Here is an 18,359-nt window from a genome sequence, read left to right as displayed (position 1 = left end):
CCTAAAACGGGCAGTACGAGGCAATGTATGGAAAGCTATGACCATGCAGGAGAAGTAATCCGTGTCCACCCGAAAAGTATTAATGGGCAGCCGGTTGATGCTCAGCACTACCCTCCGACCGCAGCAGAGCTAAAGAGTTGGGGGCAGCAATGAGCATGGAAGACATAGTGGCTGACAGACTTGGAAGAGCAGTTGCTGATGGATTTGATATTTTTAAAATATCAAAAGAGGCACTTGATATTTACCAAGATCCAAACCTTTCTCTCACAAAAGATTTAGACATTGCGTTGTTGTCACTAATGGCAATGGTCGAAGGGCCAGAGTTTGAGATGACAGAAAAAGAATTTTATGATTTTTTATCTGATATTCGACAAATGTAGTTTTCAATATACCCAACTTGATCAGGCACTATCGACACCGGCCTTGCGCCGGTGTTTTGCACTCTATTTGCACCCTTTTTGCCGCCTTCCTGCACTCATCCTGTGAGCGTAATGCGTAAAGGGGACGGATTTATTTAAATATTTAAAAATCCAGATGAGTTGATTAAATAAATCCGTCCCCTTTGACCCCAAAACTTTCATCCCGATAAAAAATTGAGGCCTGTCGAAAATGTTGCCATTCAAGTTTGTGGACATCCCGCCTTCATATGACGCGGCCGAGGTTTTTTATGTGCGGATTGACCCGTCCATTGGGATTGCAGAGGAATTGATAAGATCGCTGTATTACCTGCTTTGGTTGCCGGGGTATTTTGGATTTAACTGGGATGCCTTATATGATTGCTTAAGAGATCTTAGCTGGATTCCATGCCACAAAATCGTCCTTGTACATGTGACTCTTCCAGAATTGCCAAGAGAGGATCTACAGGTATACCTTGAGATTCTACGTGATGCGGTCTTTGATTGGATTGGTGACGAAGGGCACGAGATAGAAGTAGTCTTCAGAGAAATTGATAGGCTCACGGTCGAGGATCTGCTAGACAAATAGCTTAAGCCGCTGGTGCAAAAGCAACTGGGGCCGCTGGCGGTGACGCTGAAAAGATTGTCACAGTCAGCAAAAGCCGCTTTCCTGAATCAGCGCAACACATCGAAGATGCTATTGACGCGGGTAAGCCTGGTACTCTGACCATAGATCGCGCGAATGCAGCATCACGCAGGCGTGACTCTTTGCGCGGTACTGAAACCAAGCCAGGCCTTGATCGTGATGAATATCCACCTGCAATGTTTCAAGAGGGTGGTCAAGGTTCCTCCGTAAGACATATCAACCCTAGCGACAATCGCGGGGCTGGTGCCTGTGTTGGTGCTCAATGTAGAGAGTTACCAAACGGAACGAAGATTCGAATAGATGTGGTGGATTAGAATATGTCCAGCTTGGAAAAATTGTTATCGAATGCAAGCTCATCTTTGAGTGATCATGCGCCGGAAATTTCTGGGCCGTCACATAGATTGGCCCGTGCTTTATCTGATCAACTTTTAAGGATGCTGGTTCAACGCAATGGCTTCTACGCCCTAGAAAGCGCTTTACATGTGTTTCCCACACATTCTAGTCAGGACGAAATTGGTCTTCGTGATTGGAATGAAGATACTCTTTGGCGCGGTGCTTATAAGGGTATTGCCGATGGTTGCTTATTTTTTGCTGAAGACATTTTCGGTGGGCAGTTCTGTATTAAAGATAACAAGATTTATATTTTTGACCCGGAAACCGGGGCGCTAGAGTATTTGGCCGACGATATTGAAAGCTGGGCAAAAATAATACTTAGTGATTATGAGGCGCTCACGGGCTACCCGTTAGCGCATCAATGGCAAAAGAAAAATGGTCAGCTTCCCACAGGAAAACGTTTGTTGCCGAAGGTGCCATTCGTGCTGGGAGGAGAGTTTGTGCTGGATAATATGTATATGGCAGATGCTGTGGAGGGGATGAGGTTTAGGGCTGATATTGCCCGCCAAATTAAAGACTTGCCAGACGGAGCTGAGATTAAACTAAAAACTGATAGTTAAGTGGTTAGAGTTATATGAAGAAGTCTGTGTAGACCATCATTATTGCGAATGCGGGTATTGGTGGTCTAGCCCCTATTTAAAATAAGCGTAAAGGGTGCGAACTTATTTAAATATTTAAGGTAAAGGTAAGGTAAAGGGGGCGGATTTATTTAAATGTTTAAAGCTCCAGATGAGTTGATTAAATAAATCCGTCCCCTTTGAACTCTATTCACCCCTCAATAAATTACCCATAACAGCTTGATATATGAGCCTAGGAGTTATCTTGAAGAATCTTTTGCTAGCCTTCTTTTCAACTTTGTTCCTGAGCGGCTGCGGCTCCACTGCCTATGAGAAGCCTATTCCTTACGATCAGGCAACCACCGCACGCATCCGTCTTTTCGGTAATAACGGTTTGCCGGTTGCCATCAATCCAGGACAAGACTGCGCTTCGAGTAAAGAACCTCTTTATGCCTACGGTTATACCGTTGCGGATAAGGTCAATTCCACCTTGGGGCAACACACCAAACGAAGTGTCGGAATGCCTGCTTCCTGGAGAAGTGATCACCTGAGCTACGGCGAGTCTTACGCGGAGTTTGTTATACCCGCGGGTCTACCGTCTGTAGTCGTGATGAAAATGCTTACCGGCGAGGCGTTTTGTGTGCCGGATCCCCGCGTGTTTGTTCCTGAGGCGGGTAAAGACTATGAGGCATACCTTCAGAGGCAAGGCGGGCAATGCGGTGGGGTAATTCGGCTGCTCTCCGACGTAGAGGCGCCTGGCGCTGTCGCAGAAGTGCCGTCGAGTAGATGCGCAAAAAAATAGGTGTGTTCATCGGTTTGAGTTGGCAGTTATTCACGCTTGGCGTGTAGCGCAATAGCCGGGGTACAGAGAGGCGGACCACAGGTGTGATCTGCCCCTATCACTGCCTCATCGTCTAACAAGGCAACTCGTCAGCCGCCCTGTTACGGTCAGTTGACGCTGTTAAGCCGGCGACTGATGACATCCAGCAAATCACACCCATCTCGCAGCGGAATCGCCAGCAATTGGGCGAAGTCTTGAAGCACCACAGCATCGCTGCTGAGTTGGTCGCGGAAGGCCAGGTTTTCCAGCAGTTGGGTGACGGCGCGAATCCGGTACACGGCGGCGTCGTGGAGGACGTCGAGGGGTGCATGGGTGTCGATAAGCAGGGCGGGGACGGTGCAGTCGTGGCCCGTTAGGGGCATATATTGGTTCATCTTTGACTCTCTACTTAAGTGATTTAGGCAATCACTCAAACGTCGCCAAACGTATGGGTGACAGCTGTACGCAGGTTGGCGAACCGGCAGTAGAGAAAACCGGCAGACCCTAAGGTCTCCCGCGCACAGCCGTCATAGAACGACTTTGCAGGCGAGCAAGTGGCTGCAAAAAGCCACCAGCTTACGCATTCTCTACCGTCAGGTCGCCAAACCTGAATCGCCATGTGGGCGACGGCCCGGACTATAAGCCCGCACCCAAACCCACGCAAGGCAGCAAAGTACTGGCCCACTCCCAATGCCTCATGTCTTCACCCCCATTGCCGACACCCTGGCGATGATTAAACGCATCCACCCACCACCAACATTAAAGGACTGATGTGAAAAACCTTCTCCTGGTTCTCCTCTCCACCCTCATCCTCGGCGGCTGCGTCAGCCAGCCCCTCACGCCCGAGCATCGTGCGCAGGTCAAGACGGTCAAAGTGCTGCCCGTAAAGTGGGAAAAGAACATGGTCTACATGGGCCGTGAACAAGCCTGGGGTGCGGCCCTGGGCGCCGGGCTTGGCGCGGGCGTCGGCATGGCCAGCGGCGCGTCCAAGTTGGGCACGGCGGCCTTGAGCGGCGCGGGGTTTGCCGCCGGAATGAAGGCGGGGCAACTGGCCGAGATGTCGACGCCGGCGGCGATCCTCACGGTGATGGACGCCGAAAATATCGACTTGGGTGTGTTGCTCAAGCAGGCCTTCATCGATGCCTTGGGTAAGACGTCATCGCTCAAGGTGGTGGGTGACGACGAGCCGGCCGATGCGCAGATTCAACTGACGGTAGGCGAGTGGGGCTTTCGCCTGACCCAGGGTTTCAGCAGCGTGGTCTACCCGACGCTCACCGTGGTGGCGCGCATGGACCGTGGCGACGAGATGCTCTGGCGCACGGTGGAGTCGATCACGCCGTTCAATGGCCAGAATGTCTACGGCTACACGCCGCTCACTTATCGCACTGATCCTGAGGCGTTGCGCCGCGCGTTGACGGGTATCACGCAGATCTCCGGGAGTTATCTGGTGAAGGAGCTCAAGTAGACCAGCGAGAGGTCTCCGCGTGACTTGCGGTGGCTGATCCTGACGCGAGCAGTTTGATAGAACCCGCCGAGCACCTTGAACATTTTGTATATCCCAGTGTCTTTACCCCGCCCACCCGCAACCGGTCGGGCTGCATGGACTGCAGCGTTTTCAAATGACATTAAGGATTAATGTGAACCTCGCCCCCCAAGCCTCTTTTCTGTCACCGCCCGCTGTGGTGCACAGGCGCGCGCCTGCGTTTCAGGAAGGCACCCTGGGGGAATGCATTCGGATCAATTGATCCCTCGCTTAGCACACCTACTGCCGCCGGGCCTATTGGCGGCTTTTAATGTAGTTCATGGAGTTTGAAATGAAGCGTAAGCAGTTCCAGAAAAGCCTGTTGGCACTCATGGTCGGCGCAATCAGTACGCAAGCGCTGGCGGTGGAATTCGACCTGGGGCAGGGCAAGAACATTTGGGTCGGCGAGACCTTTAATGAGTCATTGATTATCAACGGGACGTTCTCCGAAGTAGTGGTGCCGACCACCACCAACCCTGCCGGACTGGGTGTGGCCAACACCACTATCCAGGGTTCGTTGATCAACCGTGCCGACATCACTCTGGATTCCCAGGGCGCCGCCATCCGTGCGATTGCCCTGGACCCGCTGTTCTGGTCGGGCCCGCAGAACCTGAGCCCGGGAACTGTCACCGGGGACGTGGTCCAGGCGGGCAACATTCTTATGAAAAATGGGGGTTACGAGGGGCTTGAGATCGGCGCGACGACCATCGGTGGAAGTGTCATCAACTCCGGCACCATCCGTTCCACGCTGCCCCTGACGCCGCCGGCTTCACCTTCCTACGTGGATGGCGGCGAAGGCATTTACCTGCATGGCACCACCATCGCCGGCGACGTCTCGAACACCGGTGTGATCGACATGAACGGTGATTACGCCATCGGCTTGATCCTCGACCGCCAGAACAATCTGGGGACCACCGTCGGCGGCAAAATCCTCAACGCCGGCACGCTCAAGGCGACGGGCGAGGGCGCCTGGGGCATCGAGGTGGAAACCGACACCAACCCTCTGCGCATCGAAAACAGCGGCCTGCTTTCTGCCAACGGCAATGACGCCAAGACGGTGATGTTTCTAAACGGTAAGGTCGACTACATCCTCAACACCGGCACCGTCGAGGCCACGGGCACCAACGCCAATGCCTTCGAGTTTGCCGGGGCAACCTTTGCCCAGAACAGCGCGACCGGCGCGCGCGGCATCGTTAACCGCGGCACGATCAGCGCCGATGGCACAGCCATTCATGTAGATGCCGCGGACCAGACCTCGGCGTTCGAGATCAACCAGCAAGCCGGCGAAATCCGCAGTAACGCCGGCATCGCCATCGACGCGGCAAACCTGGCCACCTTGAACTGGACGGGCGGCAAGATCATCGGCGACGTGCTCAACGTCAACGCCGTGAATATCGCCGGCCAGGCCGATTTCACCGGCAGCCGCATCATCGCGCCGGTATCGGTCAACTCGGGCTCGCTGAACCTGTCGGCGCCCGGTACTGCGATCACTGGCAACCTCAACGTTGCTAGCGGCGCAGGTATTGATATGCACCTGGCCGACAGCGTAGTGCCGACCACGCCGTACCTGACCGTCAACGGTGCAGCGAATTTCGCCCAGGCTTCGAAGCTGACCGTGAGCGCCAAGCCGGGCGACTTCGCCAGCACCAACAACGGCACTCAGTACACCCTGTTGCAAGCCACCAGCGTGCAAGACAATGGCCTGTCTGTGGCCAGCTCGTCCTCTCTGCTGAGCGTGCTGAGCTACTCGGCCGACGCGCAAACGGTCAAGGCCGTGGTGGCGGTTAAAGACAACCAGCAAGTGCAGCAGGAGCTCGCCGCGGTGGGCGCCGGCGCTGCGTCAGCGACGGCGGTGAACACCTTTAAAAACGACGTACTGAGCGGACTCAATCAGAACGACCCAGTGTTCCAAACCCTGGCTGACGCCGGCACAGCACAGCAGCTTGCTCAGGTCAGCGAACAACTCAAGCCGGACGTCAATCGCGGCGCCCTGGACGTGGCGTTGTCGGGCCAGACCGTGGTCAACGGCGCGATCTTCAACCGCCTCACCGACCAGCGCGAAAGCCGTCAAACCGGCGGCGTGTGGGTGCAGGGCCTGAGCAGCAACATGGACCAGGACGGGCGTGGCGGCAACAACGGCTACTCGGCCAACAGCAGCGGCATGGCCGTGGGTGTGGACGGGCGCTTGAACGACACCACCACGTTGGGCGTGGCTTACAGCTACCTTAACTCCAACATCCATTCCGACCTCGGCAACAAGACCGATGTGGAGGGCCATGCGCTGTCGCTGTACGGCAACTGGTCGCTGCAAAACTGGTTCGTCGACGGCAGCCTCAGCTATGGCCATAACGACAACGACAGCAAACGCCATATCGCCGGCACCACAGCCAAGGGCAGTTACGACAGCAATGTGCTGTCTGCCAGTGTGATCGGCGGCTACAGCTTCAAGCCGTCGCAGGCCGTGGTGATCGAGCCGCGTGTGGCAGCGCGTTACGCCAACGTGCGCATGGACGGTTTCGACGAGAAGGGCTCCTCGGCCGCGCTGAGCACCCAGTCGCAACGCTATGAAGTGGGCGAGCTGGGCGCTGGTGTGCGCTTGGCGGGCAACTTGCCCATGGGTGCCGGTAGCTTGCAGCCGGAAGCAACCTTGATGGCGTATCACGACCTGATGGGTGATCGCGTCGCACAAACCTCCAGCTATGTGCTCGGCGGTTCTGCGTTCACCGTCACCGGCGCTTCGGTGGCGCGTGACAGCTATGAAGCCAGTGTCGGCGTGAACTACCAGGTGTCGGACTTTACCGTGGGTGCCAGCTACACCCGCCAGGCCCGCAGTGGTTTTGATGCCGATGGGGTCATGCTCAAGGCGCGGTACGCGTTTTAAGTATTACGGCCGATAGAAAACGGCATCGGGCTGCGGTTCTCCCACGTAGCCCGAGCCAGACTTTTAAATGTGCTCAAGGAAGTAACCCATGAAAAAGACCTCACTCTTAATCCTCGCCCTGGTCTTGGCCGGCTGCCACTCCACTGCCAGGAACTCCTCGCCAAGCCTGCTGACGGACGGCGTCCAGTTGCAGCAGAAAAAGGTCGAGGTGGACGCCGAACACGCCAAGGTCATCATGAGGGCAACCGGTTTTACCTATCCGGTGCAGTTCTCCGTACGCCGTAGTTCCGATGCAGATCAGCGTCCGGAAATCCTCGGGACGGTGGTGGATTCCGGCCGTGGCAAGGTATTCGGCTGGATCGCCAAGATGAACGAAGTGGGCAACAGCGCCGTCGCCAAACGCTTCCCGCAGTTGGAAGTGCAGGCTGACCCGGGGCAGCCCTTTGAAGTGATCGGCGAGTCACGGGTCTACAACGCCAACTATGTCGGCCTCGTCAAAACCTATGTGTATGAGTGCGGCCCCATGAGTTCGACCTTCAAGCCTGAGAAGCAAAAGGTTTACCTGGTGGAATTCGTGATTATCGGGAAGGGCTGTGAGCAGCATGTGTATGACGTAACTGCGCCTAACGAGCGTGTCCCGGTGGCGACTGTGGCAGCGACGGGAAATATTCCGTCGCTCTAAGTTGCTTTAACCCGAATCGCCAGCCCCTTGCGTCTGACCTTGTGAACGGATCATTCATTCACGAGGTTCAGCCCATGTCCCGTCCTCTTCTGCTGTTGCGCCCTGCCGCCCAAGGCTTCACCGTGACCCTGCTGGTGGCGCTTGCCGGGTGTGGGCTTTCTTCATCCCGTGACGTGGCCAAGCCCGCTGAGTCGGCGCCTGTCGTGGAGGTGCAAAGTGAGCCCGCCAGCGTCCAGGGGGCCATGGTCAAGCGGAGGGTTGCGCCTGCACCGATGGCGTCGCGATTGGTCATGAACGACTCGATCGCCATGCAATACCAGACCGAGCCTCGGGAGCAATATCAGAACCTCCCGGACAACCCGATCCGCAGCGTTGCCGAAACACCGGTCTCCACCTTCAGCGTCGATGTCGACACCGGCAGCTATGCCAACGTACGACGTTTCCTTAATCAAGGCAGCCTGCCGCCCGAAGGTGCTGTGCGACTTGAGGAGATGGTCAATTACTTCCCTTATGACTACGCCTTGCCCACCGACGGCTCGCCCTTTGGCGTGACCACTGAAGTGGCACCGTCGCCGTGTAACCCTCACAGCCGGCTGTTGCGCATCGGCATCAAGGCCTCGGACCACGCCGTGGCGGACCTGGCTCCGGCTAACCTGGTGTTCCTGGTGGACGTATCCGGCTCGATGAATCGCCGCGAAGGCCTGCCGCTGGTCAAGAGCACCCTGAAACTGTTGGTGGATCAATTGCGCGACCAGGACCGCGTCTCGCTGGTGGTCTACGCCGGCGAATCGCGAGTGGTGCTCAAGCCCACCTCGGGCCGGGACAAAACCAAAATCCGCAACGCCATCGACCAACTCACCGCCGGTGGCTCCACCGCAGGCGCGTCGGGGATCGAAATGGCCTACCAAATGGCCCGCGAAGGGTTTATCGACAAAGGCATCAACCGCATCCTGCTGGCCACCGACGGTGACTTCAACGTAGGCGTGAGCGACTTCGACAGCCTCAAGCAATTGGCGGTCGACCAGCGCAAAAGCGGCGTGTCCCTGACCACCCTCGGCTTCGGTGTGGATAACTACAACGAACACCTGATGGAACAACTGGCCGATGCCGGTGATGGCAACTACGCCTATATCGACAACCTGCGCGAAGCCCGCAAAGTGCTGGTGGACCAGCTCAGCTCGACCCTCGCTGTGGTGGCCCGGGATGTGAAGCTGCAAGTGGAATTCAATCCGGCGCAGGTCAGCGAATACCGATTGCTCGGCTATGAAAACCGCGCCCTGAAGCGTGAGGATTTCAACAACGACAAGGTCGACGCCGGAGAAATCGGTGCCGGGCACACGGTGACCGCGTTGTATGAAATTGTCCCGAAGGGTGAACAGGGCTGGCTGGAGCCACTGCGCTACGCATCGGCAACCAAGGCTGACGGTAAAACTGATGAGTTGGCGATGTTGCGGGTACGCTACAAACCAGCGGAAGGCGGCGATAGCCGACTGATCGAACACCCGATCAGCAACCAGCACAGCGGCAAACCCAGCGACGACCTGCGCTTCTCTGCTGCCGTGGCCGCCTTCGCCCAGCAACTCAAGGGTGATGGCCGCTACACTGGCAGCATGAGTTTCAAGGACACGGCCGCACTGGCCCGCTCCGCTCGGGGCGACGACCCTTTTGGTTTGCGCGGCGAGTTTGTGCAACTGGTCGAATTGGCCCAGAGCCTCCAGGCCCCGGCCAAACACTGATCCACCTCAAAGGAGTGCGCCACCTGATGGATTCACCCAGCGACGAAGCCCTGCTGTCCCGCTACCGCAGCGGCGACGGTGCAGCGTTCGAGGCCCTGTATGCGCGGCATCGACAGGGCCTGTACCGTTTTCTGGTGTCCTTGAGCAACAAGGCCGAACTGGCCGAGGAAGTGTTCCAGGACACCTGGCTCAGCCTGATCCGCAGCACCAGCGAGCCACAGGGCCGGGCGAGTTTTCGCACCTGGCTGTTCCAGATTGCCCGCAACCGCCTGATCGACCACTGGCGCAAGCACGGCATCCACAACCCGCTGCACGACAGCTACGATGAGCAGCTTCACGGCCAGCCCGACGACAGCGCCGGGCCTGAGCAACTGCTGAGCCTGAGCCGTGATCAGGCGCGCCTGGACAGCGCACTGCAAGACTTGCCCGAAGACCAGCGCGAAGTGTTCCTGCTGCGCCTGCATGGCGAGCTGGAAGTGCCACAAATCGCCGCGCTCACCGGCGCCCCACTGGAAACGGTAAAAAGCCGCTTGCGTTACGCCCAGCAGAAACTGCGCCGACTGCTGGCCGAGGAGGTACCCGCATGACTGACCCCCGACATACCCAGGACTCGAACGACGAGCTGCTGATCGAGCATTTCCGTCAACACACCAGCGGCGAGCCGCCGGCTTCCCTGGACGCCTTCATCCTGGCCACCGCCCACCGTGAAGCACCGGTGCGGCAACCCGGCCTGTGGCAGCGTTGGTTACAGGCCTGCCAACGGCCGCGCTGGCAGATGGCGTTTGCCACCGTCGCGGGTGTGGCCCTGATGATTGGTTTGGTCACGCGCTCGCCGGTGCCGCAGCCGGAGTTATCCACAGGCACTTACGCGGCCGCCCCGCAGGAACTGGCCCGCCCGGCCCCGGCTGCCGCGCCGATGGCTCGATTCTCCGTGGCTCCGCAGGCTGACAGTGCGCCGCAGGTGCAGGCAGAAGTCGCGGGTTCGCTGGCGGATGAGCCGGTGGCGAAGATGAGCAAGCGCTCGGCTGTTGTGCTGCCGCCATTGGAGCAAGGGCTGCAGGAGATCCTGCGGTTGCGGCAGGCGGGAGAGGCGAAGGCGGCGGATGAGAAGCTGCTGGAGTTGCATAGGCGCTTTCCCAAGGAAGACTTGCCGGCGCGGTTGGAGGCGTTGCAGAAACCCTGAATCGACGCCCACAAAAAAGCCCCAGGTCTTTCGACCTGGGGCTTTTTCATCTGTATCTGGTGCACCCGGCGGGATTCGAACCCACGACCCCTGCCTTCGGAGGGCAGTACTCTATCCAGCTGAGCTACGGATGCTTGTGCGGGCGACATCATACCCATGTCGACCTTGGGCGTCCATGCCGCTTTTCGCCCGGCCACCGGTAGGAATACGCGCCGCTGGCGCCCTGTGCCGGGCGTCTCGGCGCAATAGGGCGGAACTCGCCCGAAACACGCTGATCAGAAAAATCGAGCAAATGCGCCGTTTTCGTTCTTTTTTTCGAACAGACTATTGCCCTGCACCCCCATTGATCCTAGGATTCGTTTGAGATTTCAAACGCTCCTGCCTGGGTGCTGAACCGCACATTTGTCCTTTCGTGCGCTATTTACGTGCTTGCGCCCAGTGAATGATTTCCCTGACGGCAGCCCTCAAGGCGCCTTTCAACAACTCTAATTCGCTCCGCGCGTGCGCGGTGCTGTTAAGGAAAGCCGACATGCAGCTCAAAGACACCCAGTTGTTCCGCCAGCAAGCCTTTATTGATGGCGCTTGGGTCGATGCGGACAACGGTCAAACGATCAAGGTCAACAACCCCGCTACCGGCGAAATCCTCGGTACCGTGCCAAAAATGGGCGCCGCCGAAACCCGTCGCGCCATTGAAGCAGCTGACAAGGCCCTGCCGGCCTGGCGTGCACTCACCGCCAAGGACCGCGCCAACAAGCTGCGCCGCTGGTTCGAGCTGATCATCGAGAACCAGGATGACCTGGCTCGCCTGATGACCCTGGAACAAGGCAAGCCGCTGGCCGAAGCCAAGGGCGAAATCGTTTACGCCGCTTCGTTCATCGAGTGGTTCGCCGAAGAAGCCAAGCGCGTCTACGGTGATGTGATTCCCGGCCACCAGCCGGACAAGCGCCTGATCGTGATCAAGCAACCAATCGGCGTTACCGCTGCCATCACGCCGTGGAACTTCCCGGCCGCGATGATCACCCGTAAAGCCGGCCCGGCCCTGGCTGCCGGTTGCACCATGGTGCTCAAGCCTGCGTCGCAAACCCCGTTCTCCGCGTTCGCCCTGGCTGAACTGGCCCAGCGTGCCGGGATTCCGAAAGGTGTGTTCAGCGTGGTCTCCGGCAGCGCCGGCGATATCGGCAGCGAGCTGACCAGCAACCCGATCGTGCGTAAGTTGTCCTTCACCGGCTCCACCGAAATCGGTCGCCAGCTGATGGCCGAATGCGCCAAGGACATCAAGAAGGTTTCCCTGGAACTGGGCGGCAACGCGCCGTTCATCGTGTTCGACGACGCAGACCTGGATAAGGCCGTCGAAGGCGCGATCATTTCCAAGTACCGCAACAACGGCCAGACCTGCGTCTGCGCCAACCGCCTGTACATCCAGGATTCGGTGTACGACGCGTTCGCCGAGAAACTGAAAGTGGCGGTGGCCAAGCTGAAGATCGGCAATGGTCTGGAAGAGGGCACCACCACCGGCCCGCTGATCGACGAGAAGGCCGTGGCCAAGGTTCAGGAGCACATCGCTGACGCCCTGAGCAAAGGCGCGACCCTGTTGGCTGGCGGCAAGGTGATGGAAGGCAACTTCTTCGAGCCGACCATCCTGGTCAACGTGCCGAAAGATGCTGCCGTGGCCAAGGAAGAAACCTTCGGCCCACTGGCGCCGCTGTTCCGCTTCAAAGACGAAGCCGAAGTGATCGCGATGTCCAACGACACCGAGTTCGGCCTGGCTTCCTACTTCTATGCCCGCGACCTGGGCCGTGTGTTCCGTGTGGCTGAAGCCCTGGAATACGGCATGGTCGGCGTCAACACCGGGTTGATCTCCAACGAAGTGGCGCCGTTCGGCGGCATCAAGGCTTCGGGCCTGGGCCGTGAAGGCTCCAAGTACGGGATCGAGGACTACCTGGAAATCAAATACCTCTGCCTGGGCATCTAAGCCCGGCAAGGCATTGTTGCAAACGCAAAGGGCACGAGAGCGCTGTCCCTTTGCGTGTTTCACCCGTTATTCGTAGTGGCCGGGAAAGCTGTGGCAGTCGATCATCGCATGCTGCCGTAGTTGCCTCCCCGCCACGTATTCCTTGGACCACGCCACCCGATGAGTGGCGAATGAGGACTTTATGAGCAAGACCAACGCATCCCTGATGAAACGCCGCGAAGCCGCTGTACCACGCGGTGTTGGCCAGATTCACCCGATCTTCGCCGAGTCGGCGAAGAACGCCACCGTGACCGACGTTGAAGGTCGCGAGTTCATCGACTTCGCCGGCGGTATCGCCGTGCTGAACACCGGCCACGTGCACCCGAAAATCATCGCCGCCGTGACCGAACAGTTGAACAAGTTGACTCACACCTGCTTCCAGGTACTGGCCTACGAGCCGTACGTTGAGCTGTGCGAAAAAGTTAACGCCAAGGTGCCGGGTGATTTCGCCAAGAAAACCCTGCTGGTCACCACCGGTTCCGAAGCGGTAGAGAACGCCGTGAAGATCGCCCGTGCCGCCACTGGCCGTGCCGGCGTGATCGCGTTCACCGGCGCCTACCACGGTCGCACCATGATGACCCTGGGCCTCACCGGCAAAGTCGTGCCGTACTCGGCCGGCATGGGCCTGATGCCAGGCGGCGTGTTCCGCGCGCTGTTCCCGAACGAGCTGCACGGTGTGAGCGATGACGACTCCATCGCCAGCATCGAACGCATCTTCAAGAACGATGCCGAGCCGCGTGATATCGCTGCCATCATCATCGAGCCGGTGCAGGGCGAAGGCGGTTTCTACGTCGCGCCTAAATCCTTCATGAAGCGCCTGCGCGAACTGTGCGACAAGCACGGCATCCTGCTGATCGCCGACGAAGTGCAAACCGGTGCCGGCCGTACCGGTACTTTCTTCGCCATGGAACAGATGGGCGTTGCTGCCGACCTGACCACCTTCGCCAAATCCATCGCAGGCGGCTTCCCGCTGGCCGGTGTATGCGGCAAGGCTGAATACATGGACGCCATTGCGCCAGGTGGCCTGGGCGGCACCTACGCTGGCAGCCCGATCGCTTGCGCCGCGGCCCTGGCCGTGATGGAAGTGTTCGAAGAAGAGCACCTGCTGGACCGCTGCAAGGCTGTGGGCGAGCGCCTGGTGACCGGTCTGAAAGCTATCCAGGCCAAGTACCCGGTGATCGGTGAAGTGCGTGCCCTGGGCGCGATGATTGCGGTCGAGCTGTTCGAAGATGGCGACAGCCATAAGCCGAACGCCGCTGCTGTCGCTTCCGTGGTGGCCAAGGCGCGTGACAAGGGCTTGATCCTGCTGTCCTGCGGCACCTACGGCAACGTGTTGCGCGTGTTGGTTCCGCTGACTTCGCCGGACGAGCAGTTGGACAAAGGCCTGGCGATCATCGAAGAGTGCTTCTCCGAGCTGTGATCAAAAGTTGACCTGATCGACAAAAAACCCGCTTAGGCGGGTTTTTTTGTGCCCGATGAACGGTATTCAGCCGTTGTTCATTGTACGCAGGCGGCTCCTTTGTCTAAGGTGCTGGTATTGCCGATGGAGCGTGCTGGATGACTGCTGTTGATTTACCGGCTGTACCCCGTGTGTTGATTGCCGAGGCCGACCCTTGGTCCCGAGATCTGCTCAAGCAGGTGTTGCTGAATGTGCGCTGTGACGCACGGCTGGATGTGTGTGCCGATGGCCAGCGGGCCACCGAGTTGCTGCGTGACAAACCCTATGACCTGATCATTGCCGATTGGGAGCTGCCCGGCGTCGATGGCCTGAGCCTGCTGCGCAGCGTGCGCCTGCAACGGCGTACGCCGCTGTTGCCGTTTATCCTGCTGAGTACCCGCAACGACAGCGCCAGTGTGCGCGAAGCCTTGCCCCTGGCACCGACCGCGTACCTGACCAAACCCCTGAACATGGAAAGCCTGACCCAGCGCCTGCAGGACTTGCTGCTGAACGAAGGTGAGACGGTGTATTGCGAAGTCCCGGCCCTGGCGCCGGGCATGACCTTGCCGGTGTTTCTGGAGCGCCGCCGGGAAGCCTCCGACGGCGCGCCGCTGCGGGTCGACGTGCAGGCTGCGGTGCAACATAGCCTGGAGCCGGAGGGCCTGGACCTCAAGCGCCTGGAAGAGCAGGTGCGCATGGACCCTCAGATTACTGCCGTGTTGATCGCCGCCGCCAACAGCGCCGGCCATCACGGTTCGCCGGTACAGACCCTGGGCATGGCCCTGCACAAGCTGGCGGCGGGGCAGAGCATGAACCTGATCCTGGGGCTCGCCCTCAAGCACAACGTGGTACTGAGCGACCCGAGCCTTGTGGATTACGCCGAGCGTCATTGGCAGCTGTCCCAGCGTACCGCCGACTACGCCCGCAGCCTGGCGCGCATGCTCGACCTGGATCACGAGCGCTGCTACAGCGCCGGGATCCTCCATCGCCTTGGCGACCTGGCCTTGCTGCGGTGCCTGCAAGACTGGCTGCTGGGCGGTGGCGAACTGGATGATGAAGCGATTGGCGAGTCCCTCTACACCTTCGGCGCGGCCTATGGTTCGGCACTGCGCACACGCTGGCGCCTGCCGCTGGAGTTGCGCCAGTTGATCGCGGCGATTTATTCGCTGGAGGGCGGGGTGTATTCCCGCGAAGCGCTGGTGATGAACCTGGCGGCGCAACTGGCGCGGCTGACCGAGCATGAAGGCGTCGAGGCATTGGCGAAAGGCAAGACGGCACGCTTGCTCAAGGTGGGTTTGCCGGAATTGACGCGTATGCGCAAAACCTAGCAGGCGATGCGTGCCAGTATGGGAGCTGGCTTGCCTGCGATAGCATCATCCCGGTACAACCAACACGCCGAGGTGCCTGCATCGCGGGCAAGCCCGGCTCCCACAGGTCATCGTGTGGCGTCAGCCGGGGAGCACGCGGTTTTTGCCCTGGCGCTTGGCCTCGTACATGGCCGCGTCAGCGCGGGCAAACAGGCTGTCCACATTGGCGTCCTCGGCGGTCAGGCTGGCCAGGCCCTGGCTGACGGTGACCGCGAAGCTCTCACCGTCGTGGCTGAAGCTCAGCTGCGCAATCTCGTGCCCCAGGCGTTCGGCCACCTGCATTGCCATCTCCGGGGCACAACCGGGCAGTATGGCGGCGAATTCTTCGCCGCCAATGCGCCCGAACAGGTCGCCACGGCGCAGAACTCCCCGACCGCTCTCGGCGATACGCTGCAACACCTGATCGCCTTCCAGGTGGCCGTAGGTGTCGTTCACCACCTTGAAGTCATCGATGTCCAGCAACAGGAACGCCAGGGGCGTGCCTTGCAGGCAGGCGCGTTCAAACTCGTGGTGGGCGCACTCGAAGAAATGCCGGCGGTTGCTGCTGCGGGTCAGCACATCGGTGGTGGCCAGGCGGTGCAGCTCGAGCTCCAGCTGCTTCTTTTCAGTGATGTCTTCGGCTATGCCTACCACGATCACCGGCTGGCCGGGCTCGGCCTGCTGGTTGATGTAACACTTGTCGCTGAGCCAGCGGATCTGCCCGTCGGCGGTGATGATGCGGTACTCGCGGTCTTCCACGGCGCCGCTGTGCAGCACCTGGGCCAGGCTGTGCTCGGCGTAGTCGAGGTCTTCGGGGTGGATGCTGTTGCGCCATTCCCGATAGTCGGTCAACAACATGCCCGCCGTACGTCCGAAAACCCGCTCATAGGCCGGGCTGACGTACAGCACGCGGCGAGTGTCCCACTCGATTGCCCAGAGCACGGCATTCACACTGACCAACAGCGAACTCAGCAGTTGCTCGCGTTCACTCAGCCGTTCCACTTCGCCCTGGGCATGCATCAGGGCCAGCAACGTAGCGGCGGCTGCCGGTCGTGGGTGTTCGAGGACGGGGGTGTCGGTGAAGGTCTTTTCGTGGACCATCGGCACAACTCTCTCTGGGCAGGCCGCGGGGTTGGGCAGCGGTCACAACAAGGGCCGCCGGGATGGCGAAGTGTTGATTGAGAGGGGGAATTTGCTGCGAAGTTCCGTTATCAGCGCCGATTAGAGGCGACCAAGAAATGGCGCCAGAAACATGTAGGAGCGAGTTTGTTGGGGGGAGGGGCTTGCTGTGGGGAAGGAGTTGCGGTGGGGAGGGGGCTGCTGTCGGGAAGGAGCTGCGGTGGGGAAGGAGCTGCTGTGGGGAAGGAGCTGCTATGGGGAAGGAGCTTGTTGTGGCGAGGGAGCTTGCTCCCGCTGGGCTGCGTAGCGGCCCCAAAATCTTGGGAGCGCTGCGCACTCCAGCGGGAGCAAGCTCCCTCGCCACAGAAGCTCCCCTGCCACAAAAAATCGGCTCGCTACAGCCGTATCAGGCCGCGGCAGGCCGCAGCGAATAGGTCTTCAGCTGATGGGCAAAGTCCCGCAGGGATTGAATCCCGCTCGCCTCGGCCTCGTGCACCCATTCCTTGATTGCCGCCAGCATGTCGTGGCCGTTGGTGCTGGTTTTCAGCCAGATCTGTTGCAGCGCCAGGCGCTTCTCGTAGATCACTTTCAAAGCCTGGCTGTGTTCCAGCATGCTCTGGATGCGCACATGGTGGCGGTCATCCAGCAGGCTGGTCTCCCGCGACAACAGGCGCTTGGCGCGATGGAATTGGTGGCGCACCGAGTGATCGACCTTTTCCAGTTCCTGCTTGACCAGCGGGCCAATCACCAACTTGCGGTACTGGGCCATGATCTGGAAGCGGTTGTTGAGGATTGCCATCGCGGTGTCCATGTCCAGGCTGCCCTTGCCTTCGACCCGGTGGGCGATCGGCGCGACCCGTTGCACCTTGGCCAGGCGCAGGAAGCTGAACACTTTGATCCAGGCCCAGCCCAGGTCGAACTCCCACTTCTTCACCGACAGCTTGGCGGAGTTGGGGTAGGTATGGTGGTTGTTATGCAGCTCTTCGCCACCCACGATGATGCCCCAGGGAATCAGGTTGGTGGCCGCATCGCGGCATTCGAAGTTGCGGTAGCCGATGGCATGACCCAGGCCGTTGATTACGCCGGCAGCCCAGAACGGGATCCACATCATCTGGATGGCCCAGATGGTGATGCCGATGGTGCCGAACAGCAGCAGGTCGATCACGCCCATGATCGCCACGCCCAGCAGCGGGTACGGGGTGTAGAGCTTGCGCTCGATCCAGTCTTCCGGGCAGTTCTTGCCGTAGATGCGCAGGGTCTCGGGGTTCTCGGCTTCGGCGCGATACAGCTCGGCACCTTTGCGCAGCACGGTGGACAGGCCCTTGATCACCGGGCTGTGGGGATCGTCGACGGTTTCGCACTTGGCGTGGTGTTTGCGGTGGATAGCGGTCCACTCGCGGGTGTTCTGCGCCGTGGTGAGCCACAGCCAGAAGCGGAAGAAGTGTTTCAGGCCAGCATTGAGCTCCAGGGAGCGGTGGGCTGAATAGCGGTGCAGATAGACCGTGACCCCGACAATGGTCACGTGGGTCATCAACAGAGTGACTGCCACCAGTTGCCAGGCCGACAAGTCAAGAAAACCGTTGTACCACATAGGCTGTATGGCCCTCAGATAAAGAAAAAACCAGCTTGC

At 59.3% G+C, this 18,359-nt stretch carries 16 protein-coding genes and 1 tRNA gene; 13 read left to right on the top strand and 4 right to left on the bottom strand.

Going from position 1 to position 18,359, the window contains the following annotated elements; all coding sequences use genetic code 11:
- Positions 1-149 precede the first annotated feature (149 nt).
- The 4 genes from HYE77_RS02830 (at position 150) to HYE77_RS02810 (ending at position 2,793) form a co-directional block, all read left to right on the top strand.
- Complete coding sequence (locus tag HYE77_RS02830; RefSeq protein WP_003218173.1) at positions 150-380, top strand: hypothetical protein; 231 nt, start codon at positions 150-152, stop codon at positions 378-380.
- Positions 381-609: 229 nt separating this feature from the next.
- Complete coding sequence (locus HYE77_RS02825; protein WP_087693608.1) at positions 610-984, top strand: barstar family protein; 375 nt, start codon at positions 610-612, stop codon at positions 982-984.
- 374 nt (positions 985-1,358) lie between these two features.
- Positions 1,359-1,994, top strand: a complete 636-nt coding sequence (locus tag HYE77_RS02815; protein ID WP_023659328.1) for an SMI1/KNR4 family protein — start codon at positions 1,359-1,361, stop codon at positions 1,992-1,994.
- 262 nt (positions 1,995-2,256) lie between these two features.
- A complete protein-coding gene (locus tag HYE77_RS02810; protein WP_003218170.1) occupies positions 2,257-2,793 on the top strand; it encodes a hypothetical protein in 537 nt (178 codons plus the stop codon).
- A 146-nt stretch (positions 2,794-2,939) separates the two neighbouring features.
- Here the strand turns inward: HYE77_RS02810 and HYE77_RS02805 are convergent, their stop codons facing one another.
- Entirely contained in the window at positions 2,940-3,194 is a 255-nt protein-coding gene (locus HYE77_RS02805; protein WP_043226297.1) for a hypothetical protein, read from the bottom strand.
- 389 nt (positions 3,195-3,583) lie between these two features.
- On the opposite strand from HYE77_RS02805, the gene HYE77_RS02800 reads away from it, so the two are divergent.
- The 6 genes from HYE77_RS02800 (at position 3,584) to HYE77_RS02775 (ending at position 10,815) form a co-directional block, all read left to right on the top strand.
- Positions 3,584-4,276, top strand: coding sequence for a hypothetical protein (locus HYE77_RS02800; protein WP_003218168.1), 693 nt, complete (start codon positions 3,584-3,586; stop codon positions 4,274-4,276).
- Positions 4,277-4,625: 349 nt separating this feature from the next.
- On the top strand, positions 4,626-7,214 hold the full coding sequence (locus HYE77_RS02795; protein ID WP_177068374.1) for an autotransporter domain-containing protein: 2,589 nt from the start codon (positions 4,626-4,628) through the stop codon (positions 7,212-7,214).
- 88 nt (positions 7,215-7,302) lie between these two features.
- Entirely contained in the window at positions 7,303-7,896 is a 594-nt protein-coding gene (locus tag HYE77_RS02790; protein WP_177068373.1) for a hypothetical protein, read from the top strand.
- A gap of 74 nt (positions 7,897-7,970) precedes the next feature.
- Positions 7,971-9,632: a VWA domain-containing protein gene (locus HYE77_RS02785; RefSeq protein WP_177068372.1), complete on the top strand. Its 1,662-nt coding sequence runs from the start codon at positions 7,971-7,973 to the stop codon at positions 9,630-9,632.
- A 26-nt stretch (positions 9,633-9,658) separates the two neighbouring features.
- Entirely contained in the window at positions 9,659-10,219 is a 561-nt protein-coding gene (locus HYE77_RS02780; RefSeq protein WP_003218160.1) for an RNA polymerase sigma factor, read from the top strand.
- Positions 10,216-10,815, top strand: coding sequence for a hypothetical protein (locus HYE77_RS02775; protein WP_177068371.1), 600 nt, complete (start codon positions 10,216-10,218; stop codon positions 10,813-10,815). The genes HYE77_RS02780 and HYE77_RS02775 overlap by 4 nt, the downstream gene beginning before the upstream one ends.
- Before the next feature lie 57 nt (positions 10,816-10,872).
- Here the strand turns inward: HYE77_RS02775 and HYE77_RS02770 are convergent.
- Positions 10,873-10,949 (bottom strand) — tRNA-Arg (locus HYE77_RS02770).
- Positions 10,950-11,344: 395 nt separating this feature from the next.
- On the opposite strand from HYE77_RS02770, the gene gabD reads away from it, so the two are divergent.
- The 3 genes from gabD to HYE77_RS02755 all read left to right on the top strand — a co-directional run bounded on the left by gabD (position 11,345) and on the right by HYE77_RS02755 (position 15,592).
- Positions 11,345-12,787: an NADP-dependent succinate-semialdehyde dehydrogenase gene (gene gabD / locus HYE77_RS02765; RefSeq protein WP_003218155.1), complete on the top strand. Its 1,443-nt coding sequence runs from the start codon at positions 11,345-11,347 to the stop codon at positions 12,785-12,787.
- 181 nt (positions 12,788-12,968) lie between these two features.
- Positions 12,969-14,246, top strand: coding sequence for a 4-aminobutyrate--2-oxoglutarate transaminase (gene gabT, locus HYE77_RS02760; protein WP_003218153.1), 1,278 nt, complete (start codon positions 12,969-12,971; stop codon positions 14,244-14,246).
- A gap of 137 nt (positions 14,247-14,383) precedes the next feature.
- Positions 14,384-15,592, top strand: coding sequence for an HDOD domain-containing protein (locus HYE77_RS02755; protein ID WP_003218151.1), 1,209 nt, complete (start codon positions 14,384-14,386; stop codon positions 15,590-15,592).
- A gap of 120 nt (positions 15,593-15,712) precedes the next feature.
- Here the strand turns inward: HYE77_RS02755 and HYE77_RS02750 are convergent, their stop codons facing one another.
- On the bottom strand, positions 15,713-16,711 hold the full coding sequence (locus HYE77_RS02750) for a sensor domain-containing diguanylate cyclase (RefSeq protein WP_003218149.1): 999 nt from the start codon (positions 16,709-16,711) through the stop codon (positions 15,713-15,715).
- A 424-nt stretch (positions 16,712-17,135) separates the two neighbouring features.
- Positions 17,136-18,320, bottom strand: coding sequence for a delta-9 fatty acid desaturase DesA (desA, locus tag HYE77_RS02745; protein ID WP_087693634.1), 1,185 nt, complete (start codon positions 18,318-18,320; stop codon positions 17,136-17,138).
- Positions 18,321-18,359: the final 39 nt, after the last annotated feature.

Source organism: Pseudomonas sp. IPO3774 (assembly GCF_013386835.1).
Lineage (GTDB): Bacteria > Pseudomonadota > Gammaproteobacteria > Pseudomonadales > Pseudomonadaceae > Aquipseudomonas.
The sequence above is the reverse complement of the archived record's forward strand: the minus strand, read 5'-3'. Positions and strand labels throughout refer to the sequence as shown.